The organism is Mycobacterium terramassiliense, assembly GCF_900157385.1.
Lineage (GTDB): Bacteria > Actinomycetota > Actinomycetes > Mycobacteriales > Mycobacteriaceae > Mycobacterium > Mycobacterium terramassiliense.
This window is the reverse complement of record NZ_LT717701.1, coordinates 623,815-640,724: the sequence shown is the minus strand read 5'-3', so window position 1 is coordinate 640,724 and position 16,910 is coordinate 623,815. Positions and strand designations below refer to the sequence as shown.

The window sequence follows — 16,910 nt, the reverse complement described above, 5'->3', positions numbered from 1 at the left end:
GCTCAGACCGACGCCGGCCAGGCGGCGTGGACGGCCAGCACGTCATCCGGCAACGAAAGCTCCTCGCGGGCAGCGGGATCGAACGCCACCAGCACGACCAGCCCGGGCCGCAGCATTGACACGGCCGGATCACCCGCGCCGCCCGCCAATTTCCCGATGAAGGTCTCGCCGGACACGGCCACCACCTCGATGAAAACCTGGCGCTCGTCACCGACGTTGCGCACGGTGCCGACCGCGACGGCGGGGCCCGCCGGGATCCGACGGCGAGCGAACGGGAACCGGTCCAGCAACATGATGAGCTTCGTCATGCCACCAGGCTCCAACCGCCGGGCGGCTACCGAACCCAACTTTTCGGCTGCCGATATTTTCCTAATGCCCCTATCCTGTGCAGATGAGCGCGGATTCGCAGATCGCGACCGACGTCGCCGTGGGCCAGCCGCGCCGGTCGGTGATCGAGGCTGCGTGGCGCGCGATCGGCCCGGGCGTCGAGGTGCTCAGCAGCGACGACGGCGGGCCCCTGAGCCGGACCGTCAAACGCATCCTCGACCCCTTGGTGCTTCGGCTACGCGCCAATCCCCAGTATTCCGCACCCGTCGTCCCTCCGGAAACCGCTGCCGCGATGCACGACCTGATCGTCGGGAGCGCACGCGAATTGCGTTACGCGGCATCATGGTTCGACACACTCAAGCTCGAGCGCCGCAGGCAGCGAATCCGCACCGGCAACGCCCAGGAACTGTATTTCCCGGTGTGCTTCGAGCTCGCGGTGACGAAAGGCCCACCGGCGCCGCAAGATCGAGAGACCGCTGCCGCCGTGCTCACCGACATCCACCAGGGCCGCGACCGCACCGCTATCGAGGTGCTGCGCCAATACGTGGCAAGCCCCGATGTCGTGGGCAGGCTGGCCGAGCAGCTCGACCGCAGCTGGCGCGACGTGCGGGCCGCACCCACGGCCACCGGCCCGTTCCTGGCCGAACTCGGGACGGTGCTCGGAGCCGTCAACGGCCATCGCGCCGCGGCGGGCCGGCAGCGTGTCTGGTCGGCCGTGATCGCCGACGCGACCCCGTACAACCTGGGGGCGTCGGCCCGCTTGGAGGGCGCCGAGCTGCCGTGGTCGATCGTCGGGCTGGGGTTGAGTTCGGCTGAGCCCCAACGACAACCCCGAATCGCGGGCGAATCCGACAGCGATCGTCCGCTGGATCGCAGCGTGGTGGATCGGGTACGCGCGACGCTGCGGCGCGCCCTGGACCGCGACGCGCTGCCCGACATCCCGCTGCTGTGCGAGGAGGAAGTGGACCGGGCGTCGGCGCCCTGGGGGCTGTTGTCCGAGGACAAGCAGGCCACGCTGGTGGCGGGCATCGAGGTGGCCGTCGAGCTGGCGCCGCTGGACCCGTCCGTCGCCAGCCGCTACGCGTTGGCGGCGCAGATCCAGGCCCGGCTGCGCAAGGAGGCCTACGTGCTGCACGCCCGGCGCTACCTCGCCGAGGGCGGTCCGATCCATCCCCGCCAACGGCAGGTCGTTGACGACCTGGCGGCATACACCAGGCCCTACCTGAGCCGGCTGTGGGCGCGACTGCACGGACGCGACGTCTGGCAGGAGCCCTGCGATGACGTCGACGAGGTGCGGTCCCTGCTGGAGGGAGTCGCGCGGTCGGTGAGCCTGGACCACCGCCAGCGGATCAAGGCGATGCTGGAATTGCAGGTGGCCGGATGAGACTGGTTGCCGATTCCGGCCTGTGGACGACGGGCGCGGCCCCCGTCGAGACCCCGCTGGCCGTGGTGCTGGAAGTCAGTGGCGCGGTGCTGTCCTGGACGATCGACGATCCCCCCGGCGATGCGGGCACCCGAATCGCCTTCACCGATTTGGCACGCGCCGACTGGCTTTGGCGCGTCCTCGGCGAGTCCGGGCACGTCGCGCTGGTGTCGGCGGTCGACGGTGCGGCCGATCGACCGCACGGCATCGAGCTCGCCGGCGTCGAGATCGTGCCCGGCTCGGTTGCCCCGCTCCGGCGGCTGGCCGTGGGCCACTGGCTGCGGCGGTGGTGGCCCGTCAGCCGCGTGGACGGCATCGCCGGACTCGACCGAGCTCTGCTCGACGTGGAGGTCGCGCTGTTGACCTCCGGCGCAGAGGGTTTCTTCACCGACGACACCCTGGATTCGGATGTGGAGGAGCTGCTGGCGCCGCACGCCCTGGCCCTCATCGCCCACGCGCGGGGCGGCGATCCGCGAGTCGTCGACATGGTGCGAGCGGGCGCCGGGCTGGCCGACGAGGTGGGGGTCGACGGCGCGGGATGGGCGCAACTGCTGGCGCTGCTCGACGATCCGGACCTGGCGCCGGCCGGTGAGCCGATGCGGCCGGGCGGGCGTCGCGACGACTACGCGCTGGCCGCCGGCACCGGGGCCGGCCCCCGGGACGCGGCCCCGATCGCCCGCGGTGTCGCGTCCGTCAGCTGGAGTGCGGTGCCGCCCGGGATCTTCGACGCGGGCGAGAACACCGTCGACTGGAGCGTCGAGGTGGCCGGCGCCGAGGTGGTCGCCGTCGTGCGGGCGGGCGTGATCGGGCCCGGCCCGGCCACCGGGATAGCCGTGCACCTGCGGTCCGGGGCCATCAGCGGCAGCGGCGCCCTGGACGCCGACGGCGACGCCACCCTCGCCCTGGTCGACCGCGAGCGGCGGCCGGTGACGGAATCGGCTGCCTGGGCCCACGATTGGTCGGCGACCTCGGTGATCGTCGGCGCGGACGTGTCGGGCGGGATCGAGACCCGCGACACTCGGGACAGGGTCCGCCGCTGGGCGCGGGCGCGGCTGGACCGGCCGCCGCACGACGCCTTCCTGGCCGAGATCCTGGCCGCCGAATCGGATTACTGATCTTTCTCGCCCGGCCCGGCGTCATTCCCTATGCTGAGCGAGTGCCAAACACCTATCGGGTCGTCCAGTGGAACACCGGGAACGTCGGCAAGAGCTCGCTGCAATCGATCGCCGACAACCCCACGCTCGAGCTTGTGGGCTGTTATGCCTGGTCAGAGTCGAAGGTAGGCCGCGACGCCGGCGAGCTGGTCGGCATCGCGCCGCTGGGCGTGGCCGCCACCAACGACGTCGACGAACTGCTCGCCCTGAAACCCGACTGCGTCGTGTACAACCCGATGTGGATCGACGTCGACGAGTTGGTCCGCATCCTGTCCGCGGGCGTCAACGTGGTGACGACGGCGTCCTTCATCACCGGGGCCAACCTCGGCGATGGCCGCGACCGAATCGTCGAAGCCTGCCAGAAGGGCGGGTCGACGATGTTCGGCTCCGGCGTCAGCCCGGGCTTCGCCGAGCTGTTGGCCATCGTCTCGGCGATGGTGTGCAACAGGATCGACAAGGTGAGCGTGATCGAGGCGGCCGACACCACGTTCTACGACTCGCCGGAGACCGAGAAGCCGGTGGGCTTCGGTCAGCCGATCGACCATCCGGACCTTTCGGAGATGGCCCGCAAGGGGACGGCCATTTTCGGCGAGGCCGTGCGGCTGGTGGCCGACGCGCTCGGTGTCGAACTCGACGAGGTGCGTTGCGTGGCCGAATTCGCCCAGACCACAGCCGATCTCGAGATGGCATCCTGGACGATCGCCGCGGGATGCGTCGCGGGTGTATACATCAGCTGGCAGGGCATCGTCGGCGACAAAACACTGATCGACCTCAACGTCCGGTGGCGCAAGGGGCAGACGCTGGAGCCCGACTGGAAGATCGACCAGGACGGCTGGGTCATCCAGATCGACGGGCAGCCGACCGTGACCACCAAGGTCGGGTTCCTGCCACCCCCCTACTTCCAGGCCGAGACCATCGCCGACTTCATGGCGCTCGGGCACATCATGACGGCGCTGCCGGTCATCAACGCGATCCCGGCCGTCGTCGCCGCGCCGCCGGGCATCGTGACGTACACCGACCTGCCGCTCACGCTTCCCAGGGGCTTCGCAAAGGTCTAACCCCCGCCCGACGCCGCCGTCGCCTGCACGGCCTTCCTCCGGGCGGGCCTGGCGTAGGGCGCGCCCAGCTGCGGCACCGGAAGCGGGCCCTGGTGACGGGCGGCCTCGATGGCGTTGCGCAGCGGGCCGGCCAAGCCCGCGAACGATCCCATGTCGAACAGCAACGGCGTCAACAGCCTGTTGTGGACGAACCCGAACGCGCTGCCGGATTCCGGGTCGGCCCAGCCGAGCGTTCCACCCAGCCCCACGTGACCGAATCCCTTGAGCAGGCCGGGGACCGGCGACTCGTGGTAGCCCAAATGAAACGGCATGGGCACCACCATGTTTGCGTCAGGCCACTTGCGTTGCGGCTGGCCCGTCAGGCCGCGCACCAACTCCTTCGACAAATACTTCTTGCCGTCGATGCGGCCGTCGTTGGCCAGCACCGCGTACATCTTGGCCAACCCGCGTCCGGTCACCACGCCGTTGGCCGCCGGGACCTCGCCGTCCAAAAACTCGGTCTCCCCCTTGATCAGGGATATGACGCCGGGGAAGTACATCGCCCCCAGCGCGCCCGAGAACGGCAGGCCGGCCAATTTCGGTGCGATGAAATTGAACACCGGGGCGCGCAGCTTCCCCTGCGGTATCAGGATCTGAGCCGCCCGGGTCGACGCGCCCCGGGGCGGGCGGCCCAGGTGCAGGCCGTCGGTGTTGAGCGGGCGCGCGATCTCCTGCCGGATCAGCTCTCGCATGCCCTTGCCCGTCACGGCCCTGGCCAGACCGGACAGCAGCCATCCGTAGGTCAGCGCGTGATACGCCTGCACGCCGCGCAGGTGATCGACGGGCGCGGCGGCGAGGCGCTCCTCCATGAGGACGTGGTCCATCAGCTCCGCCTTGGTGACGCCCCGCAGGTGCGACAACCCGGACCGGTGCCGCAGGACGTCGCGGACCGTGATGTCGGCCTTCCCGTTGGCCGCGAATTCGGGCCAGTAGTCGGCGACGGGATCGTCGTAGGACAGCAGACCCCGGTCGGCCAGGCGGTGAATCACCGTCGATGCGACGCCCTTGGTCGCCGAGAACACCATCGCGCCGGTGTCGGCGGTCCAGGGCTCGGTGCCGGCGCGGTCCGACCAGCCCGTCCAGACGTCGACGACGGGCACGCCGTCGATGTAGACGGTCAGCGCTCCCCCGCCGAACCGGCGGCCGGGGAACAGCCGCGCAAAGATCCCGATGACGTTGGCGAAGTGCGGGTCGGCGGCCCCGGACACGCCGCGTGGCAAGCCGTCGTCGGTCACCAACAGGGCCGATCCGCGCCGCGAGGCCATCACGGAAATCAAGCTATCAGCCGGGAAAAGGCCCGGACACAAATCACTCCGGGGGGTGGGGTGGGCCTGTTCGCCCGGCGGTGGCTCGGGGGGCTGGGCGTTCAGCCACTTCCTGAGCCGAAGAAGCTGATTGACCACCATGCCGATGCCCAGCAGCATCAGCGTCGCAACGATCGCCACCACTATTGCGGTGCCCACGCAGTCCATGATGACAGCCCGGACGAGCTGCGGTTTCAATATCACCCGCCGCTGGGTAGCCACAAGAGCACGAATAACGCATCGATGACGAGGGAGCGAGTACACATGAGCGGCACAGACAAGGCGAAGAACAAGATCGAGGATCTGGGCGGCCGGGCCAAGGAAGCCATCGGCAAGGCCACCGGCGATCACGACACCAAGAACGAAGGCCGCGCCGATCAGGCGAAGTCCAGCCTGAAGGATGCCGGCGAGAAGGTGAAGGACGCCTTCAAGAAGTAACCGATCGAACGACCAGCGGGCCCGCCCAGACGGCTGCCGGCCCGCTGGTCGTTCGCTGTGGCAATCCGCAGCGCGTGTGGCGCCGAATATCAGGTAAGGACATCGATGATGCGAAGGTTGACGAGCATGCGCCGATTCACGACATCCGCCGGAGTTGCGGCGATGCTGGCCGCCTTCGCGCTGTTGGGCGCCCCCACCCCGGCGTCCGGCGATCCGTGCCCGGACGTCGAGGTCGTCTTCGCGCGCGGATCCGGCGAGCCGCCCGGTGTCGGCGGCGTCGGCGGATCGTTCATCGATGCGCTGCGCGGTCAGCTCGGCGCCCGCTCGCTCGGGGTGTACCCGGTCAATTACCCTGCGAGCACTGACTTTTCCAACCCCGATTTCCCGGCGACCGTCATCGACGGCATCCGTGACGCCGGCACCCACATCGAGTCGATGGCGAAAAATTGCCCGAACACCAAAGAGGTGCTCGGCGGGTATTCCCAGGGCGCCGCGGTGGCGGGTTTCACCACCTCGGCCGCCGTGCCGGCGGGCGTCCCGGCTTCCGCGGTGCCCCCGCCGATGCCACCGGAGATCGCGAACCACGTCGCGGCGGTCACGCTGTTCGGGACGCCGTCGGGTCCGTGGCTGCAGAAGTACGGCGCACCGGTGATCGTCATCGGCCCGCTGTATCAGCCCAAGACGCTCGAGTTGTGCGCGCCGGGCGACGGGATTTGCGGTGACGGCAACGACGCCTTCGCGCATATGTCCTATCCGATGAACGGCATGACGGGCCAAGCCGCGACCTACGCCGCGAGCCATTTGTAGGCCCGTGCAGAATCGCACCATGCACGTTCTGGTCACGGGCGGGACGGGATTCGTCGGCGGGTGGACCGCCAAGGCGATCGCCGACGCCGGGCACTCCATCCGGTTCCTGGTGCGCAATCCCGATCGGCTGCACACCTCGGTGGCCAAACTGGGCGTCGACGTCTCGGACTTCGCCGTCGGGGACATCACCGATCGCGTTTCGGTGCGGGATGCCCTGCGCGGCTGCGACGCCGTGGTGCACAGCGCCGCCCTGGTGGCCGTCGACCCCCGGCAGACCAACGAGATGCTGACCACGAACATGCAGGGCGCGCAAAACGTCCTCGGGCAGTCCGTCGAGCTGGGCCTGGACCCGATCATTCACGTGTCGAGCTTCACCGCACTGTTCCGTCCCGGCCTGGAGACGCTGACTTCGGACCTCCCGGTCGTCGGCGGGGCGGACGGCTACGGGACGTCCAAGGCGCAGGTCGAAATCTATGCTCGCGGGCTGCAGGACGCCGGCGCACCGGTGAACATCACCTATCCCGGCATGGTGCTGGGCCCGCCGGTCGGCAACCAGTTCGGTGAGGCCGGCGAGGGTGTCAGGGCGGCGGTGCAGATGCACGCGATCCCGGGGCGCAGCGCGGCATGGTTGGTCGTCGACGCCAGGGACCTGGCCGCGTTGCACGCGGCGCTCCTCGAACCCGGGCGCGGGCCGCGCCGCTACACCGCCGGCGGTCACCGCGTCCCCGCGGCCGAGCTCGCGACCATGCTCGGCGAGGTCGCCGGGACCCCGATGGTGGCGGTTCCCATCCCGGACAGCGCCCTGCGCGTTGCCGGCGCGGTGATGGATCGGGCGGGCCGGTTCCTGCCCTTCGACACGCCCTTCACGTCGGCGGGGATGCAGTACTACACGCAGATGCCGGCGTCAGACGATTCGCCCAGCGAGCGGGAACTCGGCATCACCTATCGGGACCCCAAGGAAACCATCGCGGACACCTTCGAGGCCCTGCGCGCCGCGGGCGCTTAGCCGCGATGTCAGGCCGTGCGGAGCCGGCGTGCCAAGCCGAACAAGCCCGCGCCGACGAATGGCACGGGCGCCAGCGTGGCGACCAGCGCGCCCCTGGTACCGACGAGGGGCTTGCTGCGCAGCCCCAGCAGCAGATCGGCGCTGTCGCTGATCAAACCGATCGTCGCCCAGCCCCGGAACTCGTTGTCGACGCCGCGGAGCCAGGCCGCGCACCCGCCCGACCCCAGGACGAGGTCGCGAATCCCGATCGTCTGCATCAGCAGGGTCTCCGTTCCCGATTCGGGTGAGAAGAACCGGTCCGGCGCGAGGAGCATGGTCGCGCCCACCCCGACGCGCGCCGCTGCCACCAGTGCCAAGATCGGTGGCGCTGTCCGGGTGCGGTCGCGCGGCATGGATCAACCCTAAGCGCTGAGGGACTTACGACCGCCCTAACGGGTGCCCTAGTGCCCTCGTGGGCGCCGGTCCCCGGAGAGATCATCACCGTGGGGTTTTCGTTCCTGCGCGCTCCGGCAAGCGCCGCGGACATCGGCCAGGAGGTACGGCATGACCAAACCGATTCCGCCGCTGGACCTTTCGTGGCTGTTGATCGAATCACCGGCCGGCACGACGCACGTCGGCGCGATGCTGCTGTTCGAGAAGCCGGCCGGCCGCGCGCCCATCGTGCGGGAGATCGTGGACGCCTATCGGGCGTGCACGCCGGTGCCGCCGTTCAACTACGTCCCCGAGCTGCTGGGCCGAAGTGCGCCCCATTTCCGGGAGGTGACGGACTGGGACCCCTATTACCACGTCGGGCACCTGGCGCTGCCCGCCGGAGCGTCCTATGACGACCTGTTGCGGCTCGTCGCCGATCTGCACGAGCCACAACTCGACCGTGATCGGCCGCTCTTTCGCTGCTGGGTCATCGATGGTGTGCCGGACGGAATGTTCGCGATCTACACCAAGACCCACCACTCGATCATCGACGGAGAATCGGGCCTGCGGCGGCTCTACGCCGGGCTGAGCACGACCGACCGGCGCACCGTCCCACCCCCCGCCTTTGCGTTGGGCACACCGGAGCCCCCGGCGCACTCCGCGACGTCGCTGGCAGCGCGCATCGCCGATTCGGTTCGCGGCGCGCTCATGCAGGTCGAGGCGCTGAACCAGGTTTCCGTCGGCGCGCTGCGCAAGGTGCTCGCGGGCGCACTGCGATCGCGTCTTGAGGGCAGCCTGCCGTTCGTGGCGCAGCACGGCCCCACCAACGCCCCGCTCCACATCGGGCGGAGCTTCGCGACGCTGTCGCTGCCGCTCGACGAGATGCGCCGGGTCGGCCGCCACTTCGGGGCGACCCTGAACGACGTGGCGGTCAGCGTCATCGACGCGGGGCTGCACGCCTACCTAAGGGAGACGGGCCGAGCCGTCGCGCATCCCTTCATCGCGATGTGCCCGGTGTCGATGCGGGCCGACGGGGACACCGCGATCGGCACGCGCGTGTCGGCGATATTCCCGCGTCTCGGCGACCCCGGCGCCGGCGCGGCGGAACGAATCCGCCAAGTGGCCGACTCGGTCGCGTCGTGCAAGAAGGAACTCGGCCGCATGTCCAGCGAGGCGGCGATGACCTATGCGGTGGGGCTCGTCGCGCTCGCCGGCCTCGGGGCATCGACACACCTGGACCGGGTGGCGCGCCCGGCGTGCAACCTCGTCATTTCAAATGTGGCGGGAGCCAAGGAAACTCGATACCTCAACGGTGCGCGCCTCGTTGGCATCTACCCGGTTTCGGCCCTCGCCGCCTCGATCGGGCTCAACGCCACGTTGGCGTCCTACCACGACAGCATGGACTTCGGGTTCGTCGGCAACAGCGCCGCGCTCGACGGCCTTCCGCAACTCGCCCGCTGCACGAGGCGAGCCTACGAGGAGTTGAGGGAGGCGGCGGGCCTGCAACCCGCGGCGGTGTAGGAGGATCGGCACATGAAATCCGTCACGTGCACCAATGCGAAGCTCGAGGTGGTCGACACCGCGGCCCCGGCCCCGGCGAAGGGTCAGTTGCTGATCGAGGTCCTGCGGTGCGGCATCTGCGGATCGGACCTGCATGCGCGCCACCACTGCGACGAGCTCGCCGACGTGATGGTCGAATCCGGGTACGACGCGTTCATGCGATCGCATCAGTCGGTCGTCTTCGGTCACGAATTCTGCGGCGAGGTGCTCGATTACGGCCCGGGCACGCGCAAGGCACCGCGGCCCGGCAGCACGGTCGTCGCCCTGCCGCTGCTGCGCCGCGGCAAGGAGGTGCACGGGATCGGGTTGTCCACGATGGCGCCGGGAGCCTATGCCGAGCAGCTGCTCGTCGAGCAGTCGCTGACGCTCGCCGTCCCGAACGGGTTGTCCCCCACGATGGCGGCCCTCACCGAGCCGATGGCCGTCGGCTGGCACGCGGTCCGTCGCGGCGAGGTGGGCAAGGGCGACGTGGCGATCGTGATCGGCTGCGGGCCAATTGGTCTCGCGGTGATCCTCATGCTCAAGGCGCACGGGGTGCGCACCGTGATCGCCAGCGACTTCGCACCGGGCCGGCGCGCGCTGGCGACCGCCTGCGGCGCCGACGTCGTCGTCGATCCCGCGCAGGATTCGCCCTACGCGACGGACGCGAGCCGCAAACACCTGCACGGGATCCTCGAGGCGTTCGATCTGGCGGTCGGCACGATCGAGAAGCTGCAAAGGCTACGGCTGCCCTGGTGGCACGTGTGGCGCGCCGCCGAGGCCGCCGGCGCGGCAACGCCCAAGCACCCCGTCATCTTCGAATGCGTCGGCGTCCCAGGCATTATCGACGGGATCATCGCCAGCGCGCCGGTGTTCTCGCGCGTCGTCGTGGTCGGCGTCTGCATGGGCTCGGACCGCCTCCGGCCGGCGATGGCGATCAACAAGGAGATCGACCTTCGCTTCGTGCTCGGCTACACCCCGCTGGAGTTCCGCGACACGCTGCACATGATCGCCGACGGCAAGGTCAACGTCACGCCGCTGATCACCGGGACGGTCGGGCTGGCCGGCGTCGAGGCCGCGTTCGACGCCCTCGGCGACCCCGAGGCGCACGCGAAAATCCTCATCGACCCCCGCAGCGACGCTACGCAGCCGGCGTGATCTCCAGCCCCACGTGCACCTTGTCGATGCCGCCCCGCACGATCGAGTGCGCGTAGAACCACCACGCGTGATACCAATACCGCTTGAGCACGGCGTTATAGACCCGCCGCGTCTCGGATTTCGGCAGCACCCGGGCGACCGCTTCGACCGGTTCGCTCTTCGGCTTGCCCAGCGCCGCGCTGCGGGCGATCGTCACCCGGGGCGTGTTCTTGATCCGCCTCACCTTCCACGACCCGTCGTCGGTGATGACCAACAGCTTGTCGCCGTCCCGCACGCCCCAGATCGGTGTCGGCTTGGGACGACCGTCCTTGGTGAAGGTGGTCAGGAGCAGGTACTTGGACGCGATGACGTCCTGAAAGCGCGGAGGCACGGCTGAACAGTTCCCCATTGACGCGATTTCCTAACCCTCAGGTGTTGCGTCCACCGTTGACGCCGAGTATCTGGCCCGTGATGTAGCCGGCCTCCTCGGAGGCGAAGAACGCGCACGCGGCGGCGATGTCCTCCGGCCTGCCCACCCGGCGCACCGGCGTGCGCGCGATGTGGTCCTCCACGGTGCCGCCCAGCAGCTGCCGGCGCTCGGCGCTGCGCAGCATCGGGGTGTCGATGAACCCCGGCGGGACCGCGTTGACGGTGACCCCGCTCGGCCCGTACTCGAGGGCCAGCGACTTGGTCAGGCCGTTCACCGCGGACTTGGCGGCGACGTAGTGGGCCATGAACGGCTGACCGGAGTGCGTGCTGGACGACGAAATGTTGACGATGCGCCCCCAGCCCGCCTCGACCATGTCCGGGAGCGCCGCCTGAATCGTGTGGAACACACCGTTGAGGTTGACGTCGACCACTTTCGACCATTCCTCGAACGACATGCCCAGGAATTTCTTGAAGCCCTCCACGCCGGCCGCGTTGACCAGCACCAGGATCGGACCGAGCGCATCCCGGATCGCCGACATCGCGGCGTCGACCTGCGCACGATCGGTCACGTCCGCGACGTAGCCGAACCCGTCGCCGGTGGGCGACAGGTCGATGACCGCCACCCGAAATCCGTCGCTGCGCAATCGCTCCGCCACCGCTCGGCCAATCCCGGACGCCCCGCCGGTCACCACCGCAGTCTTCACGCGCACCCACCTTCCTGAGCGACCGCCCAGCATGGGGCTTGACACTGCCTACCACCCGCGTGCGACGAGGGTCAAGCCGCGCGCCACGCCGGACGGTTGATTTTTGGCGATCGCCCAATCTAGGGTCCGTTGATGGCCAGGGACTCCACCACTCGGGACATGCTGATCGACGCGACGAGTCGAATCATGGTCGACGAGGGGTACGCCGCGGCCACCTCGCGGCGTGTGGCCGCCGCGGCCGGGGTCAAACCGGCCCTGGTGCACTACTACTTCCCGACGATGGACGAGCTGTATCTGGACGTGTTCCGGCGGGGCGCCGCGGCCTACCTGGAACGGCAACGCGAGGCGCTCGCCTCCGACCGGCCCCTGCACGCCTTCTGGGAGACGCTCATCGAACCCAAGGACGCCCGGCTGCTGCTGGAGTTCATGGGGCTTGCCAACCACCGCAAGGAGATCCGTGCGGAAATCTCCGCCTGGCAGGACCGGTGGCGCGAGATGCAGATCACCGCGCTGAACTTCATCGTCCGCGAACATGGCCTCGACACAAGCGAATTCCCGCCGGCGGGTCTCGCGGTCGTCATCGCCGCGGTCGGACGCACCCTGATCCTCGAGCAGACGCTCGGGACCAAGGGCGGCCACGACGAGGCCGTCGCGCTGGTCACCCGATTCCTGGACCGGTTCGAGATGCCGAGCAAGCGGCGCGATTGAGGTGACCTAGGGCAGCACGACCCGCAGGCGCTCCCAGCCGCGTACGGTCGACGTCGACGCCAATTGCGCCGTGTCGTAATCGATGTCCCATTCCGGCCACCGGTTGAGGATCTCGTCGAGCGCGACGCGGCCCTCGAGTCGCGCCAGGTTCGCCCCGAGGCAGTAATGCACGCCCTTGCCGAAAGTGATGTGCGAGATGTTGTCGCGACGGATGTTGAACGTGTCCGGATCGGTATAGCGGCGGTGATCGCGATTGGCCGCGCCGAACAGCAGCAGCATGGCGCTGCCGGCCGGAACAGTCTTGCCGTAACACTCGAAATCCTTTGCCATCCAACGGGCTACGTGGGGACCGGTGGGCTCGAATCGAAGCGTCTCGTCAACCGTCCGGGTCAGCAGCGACCGGTCTTGGTAGACCTCGCGCCGCTGGTCCGGGCGCTCGGCGAGGACCTTGGCCAGCCAGCCGATCAGCCGGCCCGTCGTCTCGTTTCCGGCGCCCGCCACCACCTGGGTGTAATGCAGCACCTCTTTGCGCGTCAGCTTTCGGTGCACCCCGTGCTCGTCGTCGAACTCGACGTTGAGCAAAGTCGTCATGAGGTCGTCCGACGGGTTCTTGGAACGCCATTCGACGTAGTCGGCGTAGATGCGCCCGTCGGCGATGGAGTCGGCGTCGGCGACCTTCATCGGCGTGCCCGGCTTGGTGCGCAGGTTGGCGTCGTTGGCGTCACGGACCGTAACCTGTTCGGACTCAGGAATTCCCAGCAGCATCCCGATCACTCGCATCGGCATCATCGATGCGAGTTCGGCGATGATGTCGAATCCGTCCGACCCGACGAGCGGATCAAGGCACCGCACGCAGTACCGCCTGATCTGGTCTTCGAGCTCGGCCATCCGGCGCGGCGTGAACACCCGCGACATCAGGCCGCGCAGCCTGGTGTGTTCGGGCGGATCCTGGAACATCATGACGCCGCCGGGCATGTCGAATTTCGACTGAATTAACTCGAGGATGTCGCTGCGGCGGTTGGAGAACACCTCCCAGTTGGCCAGCGCGCGTTCGACGTCGGAATGCCTTGATATCGCCCAGAAGTCGTACCGCTCGTTGTAGTAGATCGGCGCCTCTTCGCGCAGCCGCGCATAGGTCGGGTACGGGTCGGCGATGATGCCGGTATCGTAGGGGTCGTAGTAGACGTCGGTGTCATGGGTGACGGTCATCGATGCTTCCTTACTTCAGGCAGCTGCCGGCGTCCACGGGCAGCGCGACGCCGGTGATGAAGCGCGCTTCGTCGGAGGCCAGGAACAGCACGGCGTTGGTGATGTCTTCCGGGGTCACCCAGGGGATCGGCAGGTAGTGGAAGCTTCGGCACACCGGCGCGAGGTCGTCGGGGCCGGGATTCTCCAGCTCCGGCCGGAAGGCGCGGTAGGTGGACTCGTTCATCAGCAGCGGTGAGTTCACGTGCGTCGGCAGGACGGCGTTGACCCTGATCATGCGCTGGCCCAATTCGACCGCGAACGAACGCATCAGCCCGATCACGCCGTGCTTGGCCGCCACGTAGTGGCCCACGTGGGGGTAGGCCTTGAACCCGGCCACCGAGGACGTGAGGACGACGGAGCCGCCGCGATTGCCTGCCAGGATGTGCGGAACGCCGGCCTTCACCGTCTTCCATACCCCGCTCAGGTTGACGTCGATCATCTCCTGCCACAGCGCCTCGTCGGTCTTGTGGAGCTTTCCCGCCGTCGTCCCGATGCCGGCGTTCGCGACGATCACGTCCAGGCGCCCCAGTTGTTCGACCCCGCCGCCGACGGCGGCCCGCAAGGCGTCGAAATCGCGCACGTCGACCTTGGCAGTGACGACCCGACCGCCGGCGTCCTTCACCAGGCCCGCGGTCTCATCGAGGTCCTCGGGCGTCGCGCCGTCCGCCGGCGAGGCCTCGAACTTGCGGCAGATGTCGACGGCGATGATGTCGGCACCCTCCTGCGCGAGCCGCACCGCGTGACTTCTGCCCTGCCCGCGCGCCGCGCCGGTCACGAACGCGACCTTGCCGTCCATCCGGCCCGCCATAGTCACCTCTATCCATTTTTGGGCGATCGCCCAATTTCTGCCGCACGCCATGTGTAGCAGCACCGGGACGAGCGCGTCAAGGCGCGGACGAGCCTGGCGGCCGTGCAGATTCTGTGAAGATTGATCACACGGGTGTGAAAGCTTCGTTAAGAGCGAGGCGGAGCCCGCCGCGCACCTGCACCGTGGACGTATGACGCTGTTCGAGCTGGTTTCCTCGCCGCGGCACGAGGTGGATTCGCACCTCGACCGGGCGATCTGGCCGCTGAGCAGCTACGTCGACGGGAGGGGCCGGTTGTGCGTCGGCGGGGTCGCCGCCACCGAGCTGGCCGCCTCGTTCGGCACCCCCGCCTACGTCGTCGATGAGGACGATTTCCGGACGCGCATCCGCGATTATCGTGCGGCGCTTCCCGGCGCCGAAGTGATCTACGCCGGTCGGGCGCTGCTGAGCGCGGCCGTGGCGGGGTGGGCCGCCGACGAAGGCGCGGGCGTGGACGTCTGTTCCGGCGGCGAACTGGCCACCGCCCTCACCGGCGAGGTGCCGCCGGCGAAGATCATCCTCAACGGCAACGCCAAGACCGCCGGCGAGCTGGACGATGCGGTGGCCGCCGGGGTGGGGCGGATCGTGATCGACACGCCCCACGAGATCGCGCTGCTGGCCGGCCGGGTGCGCCGCCGCCAGCGCGTGCTGATCCGGGTGATCCCCGACATCGACGCCGGCGCGGTGAGCGGCGGGGTGCTCGACCAGAAGTTCGGCTTCGCGTTGGCGGGCGGCCAGGCTTACGGCGCGGTCAAGCGCGTCTTGGATCAGCCGTGGCTCGACCTGGTCGGGCTGCACTGCCAGTTGGGCTCGCAGCTCGCCGACGTCGCGCTGTACGGCGAGGCGATCAGGCAGGTGATCGCCTCGATGGCCCAGGTCCGTGACCGCCACGGGATCGCGCTGGGCGAGCTCAACCTCGGCGGCGGCCACGCCGTCCCCTATCGGTCCGGGGATCCCCAGCTCGACCCGCGGGCATTGGGCGCGGTCATCGACGCCACACTCCAATCCGCTTGCAGGAAATACGGTTATCCGCAACCGCGCATCGTGATCCAGCCGGGCCGCGCGATCGCCGCCCGCGCCGGGATAACGCTGTACCGGGTGGTGGCCGTCAAGCGCCAGAGCGACGGACGCACCTTCGTCGCGGTGGACGGCGGGATGAGCGACAATCCGCGCGTGGCCGGCGCCGACGCGAAATACACGGTGGCGCTGGCCAATCGGCATTCGTGCGCCGACACCACGCTGGTTACGGTGGTGGGCCGTCATTGCGAGGCCGGTGACGAGATCGCCAGCGATGTCGAGCTGTCCGCCGACATCCATCCCGGCGACTTGCTGGCGGTGGCCTGCACCGGCGCCTACCACTACTCGATGGGATCCACCTGCAGCCAGGTGGGCCGCCCGCCGCTGGTCGCCGCCGCCGCGGGCAGGGCCCGTGAACTGGTCCGCCGCGAGACCATCGCCGACCTGCTCGCCCGAGACCGCGGCTGGTCGGGCCGGTCGGAGGCGACCGAATGACGATGGCCGCCATAGCTGTTCGCGAGACCACGGCGAGCTGGGCCGCGCGGGCGTTGTCCCGCGCGGCATCGGTGCGCGTCACGGCGGCCTACGCCGTCGCGCTGGCCGCGATCTCGGTCATGCTGAAGGCGCTCGGTCCGCACGCGCGCGACGTCGTCGTCAGCCGGATGAGCACCAACCTGCACAACCTCGCCCACGGGCGCCTCACCACGTTGGTCGGCAGCGCGTTCGTCGACGACGGTGGCGAGGTCTACCTCTGGCTGCCATGGCTGGTGTGCTTGTTAGCCTTGGGCGAATTGCTTTGGCGTGGCAAGGGATTGGTCGTCACCTTCGCGGTCGGCCATATCGGCGCCACGTTGCTGGTCGCGCTGGGGCTGGTCGTCGCGCTCGAGGCGGGCTGGCTGCCGTCCTCTATTGCGCGAGCGAGCGACGTGGGGGTCAGTTACGGCGCAGTGTGCGTGCTCGGGGCGCTGACGGCGTCCGTACCGTCGCGCTGGCGAGCGGCGTGGGCCGGGTGGTGGCTCGGGATCGCAGTGACGGTGGCGCTGGGAGCGGACTTCACCGCCGTCGGCCATGTCCTGGCCCTGCTGCTCGGCATCGGTTTGTCCTACCGGCTGCCCTCCGCGGCCGCGTGGACGCCGTCGCGCATCGTTTTGCTGTGCGGCGGCTGCGCTTTCGGGTATTTCGTGCTGTCGGGGTCGTCGGTGGAGGCGACCGCTACCGGCCTGGCGGCGGCCCTCATCGGGCTACTTGCCGGCCGCGCATCGCGGCCGCAGCCCTCGCCGGCGTAGCCGCCGGGCTAGGATCGCTTTCCGCACCGG

General features: G+C 69.2%; 18 protein-coding genes. 11 read left to right on the top strand and 7 right to left on the bottom strand.

Annotated elements, in window-relative coordinates; translation table 11 throughout:
• Positions 1-2: 2 nt before the first annotated feature.
• Positions 3-347 (bottom strand): hypothetical protein, encoded by a 345-nt coding sequence (locus tag MTAB308_RS17765; RefSeq protein WP_077100876.1) that lies wholly within the window; start codon positions 345-347, stop codon positions 3-5.
• Positions 348-391: 44 nt separating this feature from the next.
• On the opposite strand from MTAB308_RS17765, the gene MTAB308_RS17760 reads away from it, so the two are divergent.
• Genes MTAB308_RS17760 through MTAB308_RS17750 form a run of 3 tightly spaced genes read left to right on the top strand, consistent with a single transcriptional unit; the run spans position 392 to position 3,962 of the window.
• Positions 392-1,711, top strand: a complete 1,320-nt coding sequence (locus MTAB308_RS17760) for a hypothetical protein (protein WP_077104479.1) — start codon at positions 392-394, stop codon at positions 1,709-1,711.
• Positions 1,708-2,865: a hypothetical protein gene (locus MTAB308_RS17755; RefSeq protein WP_077100873.1), complete on the top strand. Its 1,158-nt coding sequence runs from the start codon at positions 1,708-1,710 to the stop codon at positions 2,863-2,865. Before MTAB308_RS17760 ends, MTAB308_RS17755 begins: the two co-directional genes overlap by 4 nt.
• A gap of 41 nt (positions 2,866-2,906) precedes the next feature.
• Complete coding sequence (locus MTAB308_RS17750; RefSeq protein WP_077100871.1) at positions 2,907-3,962, top strand: NAD(P)H-dependent amine dehydrogenase family protein; 1,056 nt, start codon at positions 2,907-2,909, stop codon at positions 3,960-3,962.
• On the opposite strand, the gene lipL is transcribed toward MTAB308_RS17750, so the two are convergent.
• On the bottom strand, positions 3,959-5,266 hold the full coding sequence (gene lipL, locus MTAB308_RS17745) for an esterase/beta-lactamase LipL (protein WP_077104477.1): 1,308 nt from the start codon (positions 5,264-5,266) through the stop codon (positions 3,959-3,961). The two genes, MTAB308_RS17750 and lipL, sit on opposite strands and share 4 nt — an antisense overlap.
• A gap of 303 nt (positions 5,267-5,569) precedes the next feature.
• Here lipL and MTAB308_RS17740 point away from each other — a divergent pair, with 303 nt between their 5' ends.
• From MTAB308_RS17740 to MTAB308_RS17730, 3 genes are all read left to right on the top strand, one after another.
• The gene (locus tag MTAB308_RS17740) at positions 5,570-5,743 is read left to right on the top strand and encodes a CsbD family protein (protein ID WP_068106689.1); all 174 of its coding nucleotides are present in this window, start codon (positions 5,570-5,572) and stop codon (positions 5,741-5,743) included.
• A 108-nt stretch (positions 5,744-5,851) separates the two neighbouring features.
• The gene (locus MTAB308_RS17735) at positions 5,852-6,550 is read left to right on the top strand and encodes a cutinase family protein (RefSeq protein WP_077100869.1); all 699 of its coding nucleotides are present in this window, start codon (positions 5,852-5,854) and stop codon (positions 6,548-6,550) included.
• Between the two features lie 19 nt (positions 6,551-6,569).
• Positions 6,570-7,556: an SDR family NAD(P)-dependent oxidoreductase gene (locus MTAB308_RS17730; RefSeq protein ID WP_077100867.1), complete on the top strand. Its 987-nt coding sequence runs from the start codon at positions 6,570-6,572 to the stop codon at positions 7,554-7,556.
• Between the two features lie 8 nt (positions 7,557-7,564).
• Here MTAB308_RS17730 and MTAB308_RS17725 read toward each other — a convergent pair whose 3' ends face one another.
• Positions 7,565-7,948, bottom strand: a complete 384-nt coding sequence (locus MTAB308_RS17725; protein ID WP_077100865.1) for a hypothetical protein — start codon at positions 7,946-7,948, stop codon at positions 7,565-7,567.
• A gap of 151 nt (positions 7,949-8,099) precedes the next feature.
• Here MTAB308_RS17725 and MTAB308_RS17720 point away from each other — a divergent pair, with 151 nt between their 5' ends.
• Both MTAB308_RS17720 and MTAB308_RS17715 read left to right on the top strand, forming a co-directional pair.
• Positions 8,100-9,488, top strand: coding sequence for a wax ester/triacylglycerol synthase family O-acyltransferase (locus MTAB308_RS17720; RefSeq protein WP_077100863.1), 1,389 nt, complete (start codon positions 8,100-8,102; stop codon positions 9,486-9,488).
• Positions 9,489-9,500: 12 nt separating this feature from the next.
• Entirely contained in the window at positions 9,501-10,664 is a 1,164-nt protein-coding gene (locus MTAB308_RS17715; RefSeq protein ID WP_077100861.1) for a zinc-binding dehydrogenase, read from the top strand.
• Here the strand turns inward: MTAB308_RS17715 and MTAB308_RS17710 are convergent.
• The gene (locus MTAB308_RS17710; RefSeq protein ID WP_077100859.1) at positions 10,648-11,034 is read right to left on the bottom strand and encodes a PPOX class F420-dependent oxidoreductase; all 387 of its coding nucleotides are present in this window, start codon (positions 11,032-11,034) and stop codon (positions 10,648-10,650) included. The genes MTAB308_RS17715 and MTAB308_RS17710 overlap by 17 nt on opposite strands.
• A 37-nt stretch (positions 11,035-11,071) precedes the next feature.
• Positions 11,072-11,776: an SDR family NAD(P)-dependent oxidoreductase gene (locus MTAB308_RS17705; RefSeq protein ID WP_077100856.1), complete on the bottom strand. Its 705-nt coding sequence runs from the start codon at positions 11,774-11,776 to the stop codon at positions 11,072-11,074.
• Positions 11,777-11,935: 159 nt separating this feature from the next.
• Between MTAB308_RS17705 and MTAB308_RS17700 the strand changes: the two genes are divergently transcribed.
• Complete coding sequence (locus tag MTAB308_RS17700; protein ID WP_108637343.1) at positions 11,936-12,484, top strand: TetR/AcrR family transcriptional regulator; 549 nt, start codon at positions 11,936-11,938, stop codon at positions 12,482-12,484.
• 6 nt (positions 12,485-12,490) lie between these two features.
• Here MTAB308_RS17700 and MTAB308_RS17695 read toward each other — a convergent pair whose 3' ends face one another.
• Together MTAB308_RS17695 and MTAB308_RS17690 are read right to left on the bottom strand one after the other, a co-directional pair.
• A complete protein-coding gene (locus MTAB308_RS17695; protein ID WP_077100853.1) occupies positions 12,491-13,693 on the bottom strand; it encodes a cytochrome P450 in 1,203 nt (400 codons plus the stop codon).
• A 10-nt stretch (positions 13,694-13,703) separates the two neighbouring features.
• Positions 13,704-14,540, bottom strand: a complete 837-nt coding sequence (locus MTAB308_RS17690) for a mycofactocin-coupled SDR family oxidoreductase (RefSeq protein ID WP_077100851.1) — start codon at positions 14,538-14,540, stop codon at positions 13,704-13,706.
• Between the two features lie 190 nt (positions 14,541-14,730).
• Here MTAB308_RS17690 and lysA point away from each other — a divergent pair, with 190 nt between their 5' ends.
• Positions 14,731-16,089: a diaminopimelate decarboxylase gene (lysA, locus tag MTAB308_RS17685; RefSeq protein ID WP_077100849.1), complete on the top strand. Its 1,359-nt coding sequence runs from the start codon at positions 14,731-14,733 to the stop codon at positions 16,087-16,089.
• 2 nt (positions 16,090-16,091) lie between these two features.
• Complete coding sequence (locus MTAB308_RS17680; RefSeq protein ID WP_245831439.1) at positions 16,092-16,880, top strand: rhomboid-like protein; 789 nt, start codon at positions 16,092-16,094, stop codon at positions 16,878-16,880.
• The last annotated feature ends 30 nt before the right edge of the window (positions 16,881-16,910 follow it).